This window comes from Streptomyces sp. JNUCC 63 (assembly GCF_054366325.1).
On record NZ_CM135963.1, the window covers coordinates 7,490,043 to 7,503,596 of the forward strand.

The 13,554-nt window shown below is 72.3% G+C and carries 11 protein-coding genes; 4 read left to right on the forward strand and 7 right to left on the reverse strand.

The genetic code is table 11. The features are described 5' to 3' along the window. Positions 1-36: 36 nt before the first annotated feature. A complete protein-coding gene (locus ACX25U_RS34630; protein WP_454385915.1) occupies positions 37-1,146 on the reverse strand; it encodes a YihY/virulence factor BrkB family protein in 1,110 nt (369 codons plus the stop codon). A 401-nt stretch (positions 1,147-1,547) separates the two neighbouring features. Between ACX25U_RS34630 and ACX25U_RS34635 the strand changes: the two genes are divergently transcribed. Beyond that, positions 1,548-2,153, forward strand: a complete 606-nt coding sequence (locus tag ACX25U_RS34635; RefSeq protein ID WP_454385916.1) for a DUF4097 family beta strand repeat-containing protein — start codon at positions 1,548-1,550, stop codon at positions 2,151-2,153. Between the two features lie 11 nt (positions 2,154-2,164). Here the strand turns inward: ACX25U_RS34635 and ACX25U_RS34640 are convergent, their stop codons facing one another. Continuing rightward, positions 2,165-3,529, reverse strand: coding sequence for an FAD-dependent oxidoreductase (locus tag ACX25U_RS34640; protein ID WP_454385917.1), 1,365 nt, complete (start codon positions 3,527-3,529; stop codon positions 2,165-2,167). A gap of 154 nt (positions 3,530-3,683) precedes the next feature. On the opposite strand from ACX25U_RS34640, the gene ACX25U_RS34645 reads away from it, so the two are divergent. Both ACX25U_RS34645 and ACX25U_RS34650 read left to right on the forward strand, forming a co-directional pair. Next, positions 3,684-4,562, forward strand: a complete 879-nt coding sequence (locus ACX25U_RS34645; protein ID WP_454385918.1) for a DMT family transporter — start codon at positions 3,684-3,686, stop codon at positions 4,560-4,562. A 132-nt stretch (positions 4,563-4,694) separates the two neighbouring features. After that, positions 4,695-6,353, forward strand: coding sequence for a catalase (locus ACX25U_RS34650; RefSeq protein WP_454385919.1), 1,659 nt, complete (start codon positions 4,695-4,697; stop codon positions 6,351-6,353). A gap of 81 nt (positions 6,354-6,434) precedes the next feature. On the opposite strand, the gene ACX25U_RS34655 is transcribed toward ACX25U_RS34650, so the two are convergent. From ACX25U_RS34655 to ACX25U_RS34675, 5 genes are all read right to left on the reverse strand, one after another. Next, complete coding sequence (locus ACX25U_RS34655) at positions 6,435-7,280, reverse strand: RNA polymerase sigma factor SigF (protein ID WP_454385920.1); 846 nt, start codon at positions 7,278-7,280, stop codon at positions 6,435-6,437. Between the two features lie 140 nt (positions 7,281-7,420). After that, positions 7,421-8,872, reverse strand: a complete 1,452-nt coding sequence (locus ACX25U_RS34660; protein ID WP_454385921.1) for an FAD-dependent oxidoreductase — start codon at positions 8,870-8,872, stop codon at positions 7,421-7,423. After that, positions 8,872-10,140 (reverse strand): polysaccharide pyruvyl transferase family protein, encoded by a 1,269-nt coding sequence (locus ACX25U_RS34665; protein WP_454385922.1) that lies wholly within the window; start codon positions 10,138-10,140, stop codon positions 8,872-8,874. Before ACX25U_RS34665 ends, ACX25U_RS34660 begins: the two co-directional genes overlap by 1 nt. Positions 10,141-10,279: 139 nt before the next feature. Further along, entirely contained in the window at positions 10,280-11,122 is an 843-nt protein-coding gene (locus ACX25U_RS34670; RefSeq protein WP_454385923.1) for an MBL fold metallo-hydrolase, read from the reverse strand. 127 nt (positions 11,123-11,249) lie between these two features. Next, the gene (locus tag ACX25U_RS34675; protein ID WP_454385924.1) at positions 11,250-11,705 is read right to left on the reverse strand and encodes an ATP-binding protein; all 456 of its coding nucleotides are present in this window, start codon (positions 11,703-11,705) and stop codon (positions 11,250-11,252) included. 221 nt (positions 11,706-11,926) lie between these two features. On the opposite strand from ACX25U_RS34675, the gene ACX25U_RS34680 reads away from it, so the two are divergent. Further along, the gene (locus ACX25U_RS34680) at positions 11,927-13,429 is read left to right on the forward strand and encodes an MFS transporter (RefSeq protein ID WP_454385925.1); all 1,503 of its coding nucleotides are present in this window, start codon (positions 11,927-11,929) and stop codon (positions 13,427-13,429) included. Positions 13,430-13,554 lie beyond the last annotated feature (125 nt).

Genomic DNA, 13,554 nt, shown 5'->3' on the forward strand with positions numbered 1-13,554 from the left:
GCACCTGGGTACCCGTCGGCCGCGCGGCCATGTGGCTCAGCAGCCCTCGTCCATGCGCCGCTGGTCCCGCTCGTCCCAGGCGCGGGTGTCCCGGGGCTCCACGTACGGCTCGCCGTCCGCCGGATGCCCGCCGTCGATCACACGCTGACGCGCCATCTCGGCGTCGAACTCCAGGCCCAGCAGAATGGCCAGATTGGTCACCCACAGCCACACGAGGAAGACGATGACACCCGCCAGGGTGCCGTACGTCTTGTTGTACGAGCCGAAGTTCGCCACGTAGAAGGCGAAGCCGGCCGAGGCGGCCATCCAGACCAGCAGGGCGAGCAGGCTGCCCGGGGTGATCCACCTGAAGCCGCGGACCTTGGCGTTGGGCGTCGCCCAGTACAGCAGCGCGATCATCATGGTGACCAGGACGACGAGGACGGGCCACTTCGCGATGGACCAGGCGGTCAGCGCCGCGTCCCCCATACCGAGCGCGGTGCCCGCATGCCGGGCCAGGGAGCCGGTGAAGACGACGATCAGGGAGCTGGCCACGGCGAGCACCATCAGGGTCACGGTCAGGGCCACCCGCAGCGGCAGCACCTTCCACACGGGGCGCCCCTCGGGGACGTCGTAGACCGCGTTGGCGGCGCGGATGAACGCCGCGACGTAGCCGGAGGCCGACCAGATCGCGCCGAGCAGACCCACCACCGCCAGTACGGAGCCCACGCCGGCGTTGTTCTGCAGCTGCTGCACCGCGTGGGAGATGATGTCCCGCGCGGAGCCCGGCGTGAGTTTCTGCAGGTTGTCCAGCACCTGCGTGGTGGCCGACTTGCCGGCCACGCCGAGCAGGGAGACCAGGACGAGCAGCGCCGGGAACAGCGACAGCACCGCGTAGTACGTCAGGGCGGCGGCGCGGTCGGTCAGCTCGTCGTCCTTGAACTCCTCGAGGACGCGGCGGAAGACCGCGAGCCACGAGCGGCCGGGCAGGTCGGTGGGCGAGTCGGGAGCGCGCCGTTCGGCCGCGGCGTCGGGCCCGGCCGTTTCGGCGGTTTCGGCCCCCGCCCCCGGGTTGCGGTCGCGTTCTCGCCCGTCGGCCTCGTCGCGCGTCCGGGCATCCTTGCCGGTGGAGTGATCCCGGTGACCGGGAAGGTGCAGACGGTTCATGGTGTCCGGGTGTCCCCGCGCGCTGTGAACACGCGTGATGTCCCCGTCCGGCGTGCGGGTGCCGCCCCGCGTACCGGGTCCGCGGGGCGCGCACGGGGTGTGCGCCCCGCGCCCGGTCCGGTGCCCGCACACGTATGTCGCCCACGACCCCGGGGCTCCCACAATGGCCGCCGGACGGGGCCGCCCACCATCCGCACAGGGGCGCGCCCCGTCCGCCGTGACATGGACGCGTCCGGGCGGGGAAGCCGCACCCCCATGGGGTCGTGGAAGCGTGCGCGGACGCGCGTGCGGGCGGCGGTGGCCGTGCTGGTCGCCGTACCGTCGGCGGCGTGCGGGGGCGATGACGGCAGCGCGGGTCCCGGTACGGCCGCCGGCCGGCCGCGTCCCCGGGCACGCACTTGGTGATCACCACCGGCGACGGCGTGCGGCTGCGCCCCACCGACGCAGGCCGCACCGCCGTGCAGCGCGGTGTCACCCACCGCTGGTCCCACCGCGACGGCACATGGGTCCTGGACCTGTCATGCCCGGCACACGGCGACGGGCCCTGCCCCCGGATGCCTCGGGTCGAGGTCCCGGCGGACACCTCCGTGACCGTCTCGGCCCGCAACGCGGGCATCGACGTCGCCGGCGTCTTTGCGGCCCTGGACCTGACCACCGTCAACGGCGATGTCACGGTGGCCGGTTCGGGGCGCCGCGGCGCCGCCGTACGCCTGGTCACCCGCAACGGCTCGGTGCGCGCCACTCAGGTGCGGGCCGGGGCGCTGCACGCCGGGACCGTCAACGGCGACGCCGTCCTCGGCTGCGCCGCGGCGCCGTCCCGGGTCACCGCGTCGACCACCAATGGATCGGTGCACGCCACCGTCCCGCACGCCGCTCCCGCCTACCGCGTCACGGCGACCACCGCGAACGGCCGTCCCTCCGTCACCGTCCCCACCGACGGCGCACCGCCCGGCCGCACCATGACGCCGACCACCGTCGACGGAGACGTCACCGCGGACCGCGACTGACCGGACGGCGGCTACGCGCCGCTCGCGCGGAGCATGTCCTCGCGTTCGACGATCTTCACTCGCTCCCGGCCCTGCGGTTCGCCCAGGGCCTTCTCCGCGGCGTCCAGCCGGTACCAGCCGTCCCAGGTGGTGAAGCGGACGTTCCGCTCGGCGAGGAAGGCGTCCACGGCCTCCGGGGCGGGGGAGGCCGGGGTGTGCAGGCGGCCGTTCGCGAAGTCGTCGAGCAGGTTGGCGACCGTCTCGTTGGCGTCGCCCTTGGTGTGGCCGATCAGGCCCACGGGGCCGCGCCGGATCCAGCCGGTGACGTACGTGGACCGCACGTGCTCGCCGGTCTCGGTGACGATCCGGCCGCCCTCGTCGGGAACGGTGCCCGACTCCAGGTCCCAGGGCAGCTTGGGCAGCTTGTCGGAGAGGTAGCCCACGGCGCGGTAGACGGCGGTGACGTCCCAGTCCTTGAAGGTGCCGGTGCCCTTGACGTTGCCGGTGCCGTCGAGTGCGGTGCGCTCGGTGCGCAGCCCGACGACCCGGCCGTCCTCGCCGAGGATCTCGGCCGGGGACTCGAAGAAGTGCAGGAACAGCTTGTGCGGCCGGTCGCCGACGTCGCGGATCGCCCAGTTCTCCAGCGTCTTGGCGACCATGTCGGCCTGCTTGTTGCCGCGCCGGGTGGCGATGGAGCCCTCGTCGTAGTCGATGTCCTCGGGGTCGACGATCACCTCGATGCTGGGGGAGTGGTCCAGTTCCCTGAGCTCCATCGGGCTGAACTTCGCCTGCGCGGGGCCCCGCCGGCCGAACACGTGGATCTCCAGTGCCTTGTTGGCCTTCAGGCCCTCGTACACGTTCGGCGGGATCTCGGTGGGCAGCAGCTCGTCCGCCGTCTTGGCCAGGACGCGGGCCACGTCGAGGGCGACGTTGCCGACCCCGAGGACGGCGACCTTCTGAGCGGTCAGCGGCCAGGTGCGCGGCACGTCCGGGTGCCCGTCGTACCAGGAGACGAAGTCGGCGGCGCCGTAGGAGCCGTCGAGGCCCATGCCGGGGATGGGCAGCGCCCGGTCGGCCGTCGCGCCGGTGGAGAAGATCACGGCGTCGTAGAACGCGCGCAGGTCGTCCAGGCCGATGTCGCCCGGGTAGTCGACGTTGCCGAAGAGCCGGATCTGCGGCTTGTCGAGCACCTGGTGGAGCGCGGTGATGATGCCCTTGATCCGGGGGTGGTCGGGGGCGACGCCGTAGCGGATCAGGCCGAACGGGGCCGGCATGCGCTCGAAGAGGTCGATGGACACGCCCGGCTCGGCGGCGACGTCGGACTTGAGCAGGGCGTCGGCGGCGTAGATCCCGGCGGGGCCGGCTCCGACGATGGCTACCCGCAGGGGGCGGGGCATGATCAGGTTCCCTTCGAGCGAGGACAGACGACTGTCACCCTAAGCTGAGGCAAACCTAAGTTGGTACGTGGGTCCGGTCTATGAGGCCATAAAGCGGGCTTATGGCAGGGGCGGGCAGCAGGACGGCACGCCTTCCGTCGGGCATCGTGGATCTGTGATCGGGTTGGCTGTGTGCTTCGCCGTCATGGGAGCCGCCAGCAACGCCACGGGTACGGCCCTCCAGCGCAAGGCAGCCTCCACCGTCGCGCGCGGCGGCGGGCTGCGCCTGCTGCTCGCCCTGGTGCGCCGCCCGGTCTGGCTGGCCGGCATCGGCGGGGTGACGGGAGCCGCTCTGTGTCAGGCGCTCGCGCTGGTCAACGGTCCGATGGCGCTGGTCCAGCCCCTGTTCATCCTGGAACTGCCCTTCGCCCTGCTCATCGCCGTTCCCTTGATGCACCGCAGACTGTCCGGCGCGGGCTGGTGGGCCGTGGCGGGCGTGGTCGGCGGTCTCACGCTGGCCCTGGTCTCGGCCGCCCCCTCCGGAGCGAAGGACCAGGCGGCCATGGTGCGGTGGATCCCCGCCCTGGCGCTGTGCCTGGGAGCGATGGCCACCGCGGTGGTTCTGGCCCGGACCCGGCGCTCCGCCCTGTTCCGGGCCGCCGTGCTGGCCGCGGCCGCCGCCATCGGCAACGCCCTGACCGCCGCGCTGCTGAAGTCCGCCACCGGCACCCTCGCCGCCTCCGGCTTCACGGCCTTCCTGACCGCCTGGCAGACGTACGGCTTCGCCATCACCGGGATCTGCGCCCTGTTGCTGCTGGAGAACGCCCTCCAGGCGGGCGCGCTGGCGGCCTCCCAGCCGGCGCTGACGACAGGTGACGCGACGGTCAGCCTGGTGCTGGGCGTCACGCTGTTCGACGAGCGGGTCCGTGCCGGCTGGTGGCTCGTGCCGGAGCTGATCGGAGCCGGGCTGATCCTGTGGGGCGTCCTGCGGCTCACGCGTGTCGTCCCGCACCTGCAGCAGACCCTGGCCGGCGACGGCCGGACCGCCGGCTGAACGCCCGGCGGCTCCGGGCGGGCGGGTATCCGTTCGGCCTACCTGCGGCCGTGAAGGGTAGTGGAACGGGGCAAAGATGGTCATACCCCCACCCGCGACCGCAGGGACGCATCGTCGAAGGAGTCCACGGGCATGACGGACGTATCCAGCAAGGACCCCGCCCAGGGCGGCAACCGGAAGACCCTCACCAACCGGCAGGGCCACGCCGTCTACGACAACCAGAACCAGCGGACGGTCGGCCCCCGCGGCCCGGCGACGCTGGAGAACTACCAGTTCCTGGAGAAGATCAGCCACTTCGACCGGGAGCGCATCCCCGAGCGGGTGGTCCACGCCCGGGGCGTGACGGCGTACGGCTTCTTCGAGGCGTACGGCTCCTGGGGGGACGAGCCGATCAGCCGCCACACCCGGGCCAGGCTGTTCCAGGAGCGCGGCAAGCGCACGGACGTCGCCGTCCGTTTCTCCACGGTCATCGGCGGCCGGGACTCCTCCGAGTGCGCCCGCGACCCGCGCGGCTTCGCGGTGAAGTTCTACACCGAGGACGGCAATTGGGACCTGGTCGGCAACAACCTGGGCGTCTTCTTCATCCGGGACGCCATCAAGTTCCCGGACGTCATCCACGCCCTCAAACCCGACCCGGTGACCTTCGAACAGCAGCCCCGGCGGATCTTCGACTTCATGTCGCAGACGCCCGAGTCGTTGCACATGCTGGTCAACCTGTTCAGCCCGCGCGGTATCCCCGCCGACTACCGGCACATGCAGGGCTTCGGCGTGAACACCTACAAGTGGGTGAACGACGAGGGCCACACCATGCTGGTGAAGTACCACTGGATGCCCAAGCAGGGCGTGCGCAGCATGACCGAGGAGGACGCCGCCAACGTCCAGGCCGACTCCCTCGGCCACGCGACCAAGGACCTCTACGAGGCCATCGGGCGCGGCGACCACCCCGAGTGGGAACTGCTCGTGCAGATGATGGACGACCACGACCACCCGGAGCTGGACTTCGACCCGCTGGACGACACCAAGACCTGGCCCGAACAGGACTTCCCGCCGAAGCCCGTGGGCCGGATGGTGCTCGACCGGATGCCGGAGAACTTCTTCGCCGAGAACGAGCAGATCTCCTTCGGCACCGGTGTGCTCGTCGACGGACTCGACTTCTCCGACGACAAGATGCTGGTCGGCCGCACCTTCTCCTACAGCGACACCCAGCGCCACCGGGTCGGCCCCAACTACCTCCAGCTGCCCGTCAACCAGGCCAGGCACGCCGAGGTGCGCACCAACCAGCGCGACGGCCAGATGGCCTATCACGTGGACGGCGGCGACAACCCGAGCATCAACTACGAACCGTCGATCACCGACGGCGCTCTGTGCGAGGCCACGTATCCGGCGCACGAGGAGCAGGGGCCCGAGATCCGCGGCCGGCTGACCCGCAAGCGCATCCCGCGCGCCAACGACTACCTCCAGGCCGGTCAGCGCTACATGCTGATGGAGCAGTGGGAGCGCGACGATCTGGTGAAGAACTTCGTGAGCCTGCTGTCCCAGTGCGACCGTCCGGTGCAGGAGCGCATGGTGTGGCACTTCCTGCTGATGGAGAACGAGCTCGGGCTGAAGGTCGGTGAGGGCCTCGGCATCCCACCCGAGGACGTCGCCCGGCTGCAGCCGCTGCCCGACCAGGACCTGACCGACGAGGACCGCAAGCGCCTGTCCAACCTCGGCAAGAACCCGCCGCGCGACGTGGAGGGGCTCACCATGACCCACTGCGTCCCCGACGAGCGGCACGTCGTCACGCGCTGAGGCACACGACGAGCGAACGGGGCCGGACGCCGCCCACCTCCCCAGGACGGCGGCGTCCGGCCCCGTGTCGTGGCCCCGTCGTCAGCGCGTGGTCAGCAGCCCCTGCCGCAGCCGGGTCAGCAGCCGGTTGAGCAGACGGGACACGTGCATCTGGGAGATGCCGAGGCGCTCGCCGATCTGCGCCTGGGTGAGCTCCTCGACGAACCGCATGTGGATGATCTGCCGGTCCCGCTCGTCGAGCTCCGCGAGCAGCGGGGCCAGGCTGTGCACGTCCTCCACGAGTTCCATGCCGGTGTCCTCGGCGCCGATGAAGTCGGCCAGGACACTCTCGCCGTCCTCACTGCCGCCGACCGCGGCGTCCAGGGACGCGGAGGTGTAGCCGTTGGAGGCCACCATCGCGTCGACGACCTCCTGCTCGGGCAGGTTCATCAGCTCCGCGAGCTCCTTGGTCGTGGGCTTGCGGCCCAGCCGGCTGCCGAGCTCCTCGGTGGCCTTGGCCAGCTCGACCCGGGCCTCCTGCAGCCGCCGCGGGACGTGCACGGCCCAGGAGGTGTCGCGGAAGAAACGCTTGATCTCGCCGACGATGTAGGGCACCGCGAAGGACGTGAACTCCACCTCGCGGGCCAGCTCGAACCGGTCGATCGCCTTGATCAGCCCGATCATGCCGACCTGGACGATGTCCTCCATCTCCTGCGGACCCCGGCTGCGGAAGCGGCCGGCCGCGTAGCGGACCAGGGACATGTTCATCTCGATCAGCGTGTTGCGCGCGTACTGGTACTCCGGCGTGCCCTCCTCGAGCGTGGTCAGCCGGTCGAAGAACACCCGCGACAGGGCCCGCGCGTCGGTGGGCGCGACCTGGGAGGGGTCGGCCACCTCCGGCAGCCGAGTGTCTGCCCGAGTCGCCTTCACCTCTGTGGTCACCGCCATTGTGCGGCACCTCCCTCTCAGCCGGAGCCTCTTCCGTACGCGACCGCTGTCGTGATCAAGCGGACGCCGGAGCGTGTACCCGCATGCTGAAACCTCACACACATTTTTCCGCCTTCGGCGCCGACGTGCGAGCCATACGGCTACACGGGGCGGGGCATCTCGATGTCCTCCTGGACGCGCAGGCGGGCGCCCTGGCGCAGCAGCTCCTGCTGGACGAGGGCGTGCGGCACCTCCCGGGGCAGCCGGCCCATTCGGGTGGCCAGCGCGGCGCAGACGCCCGCCGCCTGCCCGGTGGCCATCGCGATGGGCATGACCCGGTACGAGGAGTGCGCCACATGCGATCCGGAGATGCAGCGGCCGGCGACGAGCAGCCGCTCGGTGGCCTGGGGCAGCAGGCAGCGCAGCGGGATGTCGTAGTAGCGGCCCCGGGGGACGCGCCTGATCACGGTTCCGCTGCCCTCCGGGTTGTGGATGTCGATCGGGTAGGCGCCGTGCGCGACGACGTCCGGGAAGGCACGGGCGTCGAGGATGTCGTAGCCGGTCAGCCGGTAGTCGCCCATGACGCGGCGGGTCTCGCGCACCCCGATCTGGACGCCGCTCTGCACCGCGTACGCCTCCTCGAAGCCGGGCACGCGCGAGCGCAGGAAGTGGTCGATCTGGGCCAGCTGGCGGCGTGCGGTCCATTCGGCACGGCTCAGGTCCCACACGTCGATGCCGAGCGCCCCGGTGACGCGGGTGCTGTTGACGGAGAGCTCCCGGGGGTGCGGGGTGCCGAAGAAGAGGATGTCCTCGCGCGGCAGCTGCAGTTCTCCCGCCTCGGTGGCCTCCTGAACGAGGTCCCACAGTCCGTGGACGCCGCGCCACTGGTCGGGGTGGGCCCGGACGTACTCGGCGAAGCGGGGGGCGGCGAAGTCGGCCACCCGGAACATCAGCGTCATCGGCTGCACCCGCCCGTCCTCCCGGCGCCCCACCTCGAAGGGGGCCCCGCACGCGGCGGCCACGTCCCCGTCGCCGGTGCCGTCCACCACGACGTCCGCGTCGATCACCACCGGGCCCGACTTGGTCTCGAACACCACCCGCCAGCCGTCCTCCAGGGGCAGCGCGCCCGACGCGAAGGAGTGGAACAGCAGACTCACCCCGGCCTCGTCGAGCAGGTCCAGCAGCACGAGTTTGAACAGTTCCGGGTCGAACGGCACGGTGTAGCCGGTGTCCAGGGACGGCGGGATGCAGCCTCCGCGCGCGGTGAGCCGGTCCAGCAGCCGCCACAGGAACCCGGCCACCACGGGTTCCCCCTCGCCGTGGTCGCTGGGCAGCAGCCGGCCCCCTCCGCCGTCCTCGGTGAACACCGCCTGCTTGTGCTCGTTGTGGAACGACATCAGCGGCATCACCAGCGCGACGGTGGCGTTGCCGCCGAGGAAGGCGTACCGCTCGACCAGGACCACGTCGGCACCGGCGTCGGCGGCGGCGTACGCGGCGGCGGTCCCCGCGGGCCCGCCGCCCACCACCAGCACATTCGTACGTCCCGCGTGCTGGGCCGAACGCGGAGGGAGCGTCACGGTCCGCGGCTGTTCGGGGCGGTGCAGGATCGGCATCAGGCCTCCCGACCGGCGCTGCGGCTGCGCACCACGCCGTCCTCGGGCACCTCGTCGCCCCCGACGCCCACGTCGTGCTCGGGGCTCAGCAGGTGCAGGCCGGCCGCTCCGGCCGTGTCGTCGGCGCGGTCCATCGCGTCCAGCAGGGCCCCGCACCGCGCGCAGGTCTCCCCGGCGAGTTCCTTGAGGGTACGGACGCGGGTGCCCAGGTCCACCCGGCGCTGCGGAAACTCGTCCCACAGCCGGTCCACCTCGGCCAGCATGAGGCCGACCTGCTCGCGGGCCACACCCACCAGCGCCGGGGCGCCCAGCCGGCGGGCGAAGTCGAAGACCTTGCCGGCGTACGGCAGCGGCAGCACGGGCAGGCCGGAGACGGCCGCGAAGATCAGGAAGTGCAGCCGCATGCCGACCACCAGGTCCAGGTGACGCATCAGGCCCAGCACCTGCCCGGGGGTGTAGGCGCTGTGCAGGATCCGGCCCCGGTCCGGCGCGGTCATCCGGGACAGTACGGCATGGGCGTGGCGGACGTCGTGGCGTTCCATCGGCATGAAGACCACATGGGAGTCCAGGCGGCGCACCAGGAAGTCCGCGACATCGGCGAGCAGGGCGTGGTAGTCGCCCTCGTCCAGGTTCTCCGCCGCCCGGCCGGGCTCGCGCACCGACATGCCCACCAGCCGGGCGTGGGCCGGCACGCCCTCCTGCCGCATCATATCGGCGGTGAACGGCTCCGGCGGCAGCAGCAGCGCCGGGTCGGCGGTGACGACGAGGTCCCGCTCCACCCCGACCTCCTCCAGGACCAGGCGCGACTCCTCGTCGCGGACCACCACCTCGTCCATGTCCGCCAGCACGGTCCGTACGGCCTCCCGGTCGTCGGCCTCGCGCAGCGGGCCGGCGCCGACCGCGTAGGCGAACGTGTGCACGCCCCGGACCTGGGCCGCGCGCACCAGTTTCAGATAGCGGCGCGCCTCGCCGTCGTAGAGGATGCCGCCCCCGCCCAGCACCAGCAGATCCAGGCCGGAGAGCACATCGGTGACCTGTTTCTGCGGCACGCCCTCCCAGTCCACCACCTCGTCCGCCGTCGGCTGGTGGTCGCGGGTGTGCCCGGCGTCGCGGCTGAAGACGACCAGCTGGGCCTGTGGCCGGTGGGACCGCAGGCAGCCGAGGACGCACTGCAGGATGGCTTCGTCGCCGATGTTGAAGCCGCCGTAGGAGCCCAGCAGGCCGATGCGCAGACCGCGCGCGCGGGGTGGCCGGTGCTGTGATGTCATCCGGAACTCCCGTTCCGTGGAGCAGGGGGGTGGCTGGGAGACAGGCCTTCCGCCGGTGTGCGGGCCGAGTTGCCTCCACCCCACGAGGAAAACACCTCCGCGGCCGTCCGGCAGCCGCTGCCTGTCCGGCCGGAGAGGGTCAGCCGACCATGGGCCGTTCTCCGTGGCCCACCACGCGCGCGTGCTGCCCGCGCCGGCAGTGGACCAGCCGCTCCTGCAGGCCGAGCCTGCGCGCCTCGGTCAGGAAGTCGTCGAGCGGGGAGCGGAAGACGGTGTAGTCGTCGTAGTGCACCGGCAGGATGTTCCGGTAGTCGAGCCGGCGGGCGAGTTCGGCGCCCTGCGCGCCGTCCATGGTGACCACGAAACCGCCCGGCAGGGTGGTGCCGCCCAGGTGCAGCACCGCCAGGTCGGCGCCGGGGAAGCGGCGGGCGATCTCCTCCAGGCCGTCGAACAGGAGCGTGTCGCCGGAGACGTACAGCCGCAGCCGTACCGTCCCGTCGCGGGGGCCGAACTCCAGCATGCTGCCCATCACCGGCGGCAGCAGGCGGCGCAGCACGGGCTGCAGGGAGTGCCGGCCGGGCAGGGAGGTCACCCGGACCTGCGCGTCGCCCTGCTGGAAGGTGCAGGACTCCCAGGTGCGCAGGCCCCCGGCCCGCTGGAACCCCTGCCAGGTGCGCAGATGGCGGGCCGCGTGCGGTGTGGTGACGATCGGCACCGAGCGGTCCAGGTGCTGCCGCGTCCTGCGGTCCCAGTGGTCGCCGTGCAGGTGGGAGAGCACCACGGCGTCCAGGCGCGGCAGCTGCCCGGGGTCGAGGGCCGGCTCGGTGAGGCGGCGGCTCATCAGCCCGTACCCCAGGTGGGCGTGCTCGCCGCGGTGCAGGAAGTTGGGATCCGTCAGCAGGGTCAGGTCGCCGTAGCGCAGCAGGACCGTCGCGTTGCCGATGAAGTGCAGGTCGATGGCGTCGTCGTCGAAGGCAGCCATGGTGGTCCTTGCCCGACGGGACGGGGCCCGTCTGTGTGGTCTCGGTGGTCTCGCGGGAACTGTGCTGTCCGACCCACCCGGAGTACCCCCCTGCGGAGACACGCATACGCGCCACGGACCGTGCGGACTACAGGGCGACTTCGGCGGTGATCCGCTTGCCGCCGGACCCGGCCGTGGCCGTCAGTGCGCGGCTGCAGGCGTGCACCAGGTACAGTCCGTGCCCGCCCACGCGCGTGCCGTCGCGCTCGTGGAGCAGCGGGAGCGTGGGCGAGGTGTCCCAGACGGTGATGTCCAGCCGGGCCTTGTCGGCGGACAGCTCCAGCGTCAGGCCGCAGGGGCCCGGCGCGTGCCGTACGGCGTTGGTGACCAGCTCGCTCACGACGAGCTGGGCGTCCTGTTCGGCACGCGTGGTGACACGGGTGTGAGCGGTCCTTGCCGCGCGGACGAGGAAGGCGTGCACGGCGCGTCGCGCGTCGGCTGTGCGGGCGGCGCCGGTGACCCAGGCGACGCCGTAGCGCAGCGCGGCCGCGGGCCGGTTCCGCTCCCGATCGTCCGACGCCTGCTTCCTCAGCGGGATGATCATGGGGGTACCATTTGTGCTGCTGGTTACGGTTTGTGCTCTCTGTCGTGGCTACGGCTACCCAGCGTTCCGCGGCTGAAGCCGGGAAGTCTCGTGGGGCCCTGCGCGTTTCATCCCCTTGTTCGCGTCAACGGGCACTGTATGGCCCAGCGGACGCCGCGCAAGGCGGTGATGGTGTGGTGCCGGGGCGTCGCGTGCTCCGGCGGCGACCGGGAGGAGCCCTCGTGAACAGGGATGCGCGGGCAGGCGGACGCACCGGAGATCCGGTGGGCACGCCCGGCCCCGGGCGCTGGAAGGCTCTGTGGGTGACGCTGGCCACCGGGTTCATGAGCCTGCTCGATGTGACGATCGTGGCCGTGGCACTGCCGTCGATGCAGCGGGAGCTGGGCGCCTCGGCGGCCTCCGTGCAGTGGGTGGTGTCCGGGTACGCCCTGGCGTTCGCCCTCGTCCTGGTGCCGGCGGGCCGGCTGGGCGACGCCGTGGGACGGCGCAGGATCTTCCTCTGGGCCCTGGCCGGCTTCGTACTGTGCAGCGCCGCGGCGGGCGCCGCGCCCACGGTCGCCTGGCTGGTCGTGGCCCGGATCGCGCAGGGCGCCTGCGCGGGCTGCCTCGCCCCGCAGAACTCGGCGCTGATCCAGCAGATGTTCCGCGGCGCCGAACGCGGCCGGGCCTTCGGCCTGTTCGGCGCCACGGTCGGCATCTCCAGCGCGGTGGGCCCGGTCACCGGCGGCCTGATCCTGGCGCTGGCGCACGGCAGCCAGGGATGGCGCTGGATCTTCTACGTCAATGTGCCGGTCGGGGCGATCGCATTGCTGCTGGGCATCCGGCTGCTGCCACGGGTGGCGCCCGGCCGCCGGGAACGGCTCGACCTGCCGGGCGTGGCCCTGCTCGGCGCCGGCGTGCTGGGCCTGATGCTGCCGCTGGTGTTCGCCGAGAGCGGGGGAGTGCGCCGGCTGTGGTGGCTGTTCCCGGTGGGCGTGGCGCTGCTGGTCGTCTTCGCCCGCTGGGAGCGGCGGGTCGCGGTGCGCGAGGGGCAGCCGCTGCTGGATCCGCGGCTGCTGACCAGTACCCGCGGTTATGCCCCGGGCGCGTCCCTGGGCGCGCTGTACTTCGTGGGGTTCAGCGGGGTGTGGCTGGTGTTCGCGCTGTTCTTCCAGAACGGCCTCGGCTACGAGCCGCTGGGGTCCGGTCTCGCGGTGACGCCGTTCGCGATCGGCTCGGCCGCCGCCGCGGTGGTCGCGGGCCGGCTGGTGGAGCGGTTCGGGCGGCTGCTGACCGTCTGGGGGCTGGTGACGGTCCTGGCCGGGCTGGGCGCCACGGCACTGGTCCTGTGCACGGCACCGGCGGGCACGGTGGCCTGGCTCGCCGCGCCCGCGCTGTTCGTGGGCGGCCTGGGCAGCGGCTGCGTCATCTCCCCGAACGTGACGATGACGCTGCGCGATGTGCCGGTGCGGATGGCCGGGGCCGCGGGCGGCGCCCTGCAGACGGGGCAGCGCCTGGGCGGCGCGGTGGGAACGGCGGCCCTGCCGGGCCTCTACTACATGGTGCTCGCGGCGGACGGGAGGAACTACCGCACCGCCGTGACCCTCTCCGTCGCCTCCGCCCTCGTGGCCCTGCTGGCGGCCCTGGCGGTCGCGCTCCTCGACTGGCGCCGCGACCGGCACCACCGTGGCCGGGGCGGTCCGCGGCCGGTCCGCGCCGAGCACTGCCGGGTGAGCCGTGGCTGACGGTCCCGGCTGCGTGGCCCTGGTTCGTCGGTTCGGTTCTGGTGGCGCGGGCCGTCGTGGTCGTCGGCCGGCGTCGTGACGGGTGTCACCGCGGCCGGGGCGGTCCGCGGCAGGTCCGCGCCGAG

Bases quoted from the DNA above. Each gene is read 5' to 3' on its own strand.
- ACX25U_RS34660 (WP_454385921.1), bottom strand. From the start codon at position 8,872: ATGCCGATCCTGCACCGCCCCGAACAGCCGCGGACCGTGACGCTCCCT.
- ACX25U_RS34640 (WP_454385917.1), bottom strand. From the start codon at position 3,529: ATGCCCCGCCCCCTGCGGGTAGCCATCGTCGGAGCCGGCCCCGCCGGG.
- ACX25U_RS34675 (WP_454385924.1), bottom strand. From the start codon at position 11,705: ATGATCATCCCGCTGAGGAAGCAGGCGTCGGACGATCGGGAGCGGAAC.
- ACX25U_RS34655 (WP_454385920.1), bottom strand. From the start codon at position 7,280: ATGGCGGTGACCACAGAGGTGAAGGCGACTCGGGCAGACACTCGGCTG.
- ACX25U_RS34665 (WP_454385922.1), bottom strand. From the start codon at position 10,140: ATGACATCACAGCACCGGCCACCCCGCGCGCGCGGTCTGCGCATCGGC.
- ACX25U_RS34670 (WP_454385923.1), bottom strand. From the start codon at position 11,122: ATGGCTGCCTTCGACGACGACGCCATCGACCTGCACTTCATCGGCAAC.
- ACX25U_RS34650 (WP_454385919.1), top strand. From the start codon at position 4,695: ATGACGGACGTATCCAGCAAGGACCCCGCCCAGGGCGGCAACCGGAAG.
- ACX25U_RS34630 (WP_454385915.1), bottom strand. From the start codon at position 1,146: ATGAACCGTCTGCACCTTCCCGGTCACCGGGATCACTCCACCGGCAAG.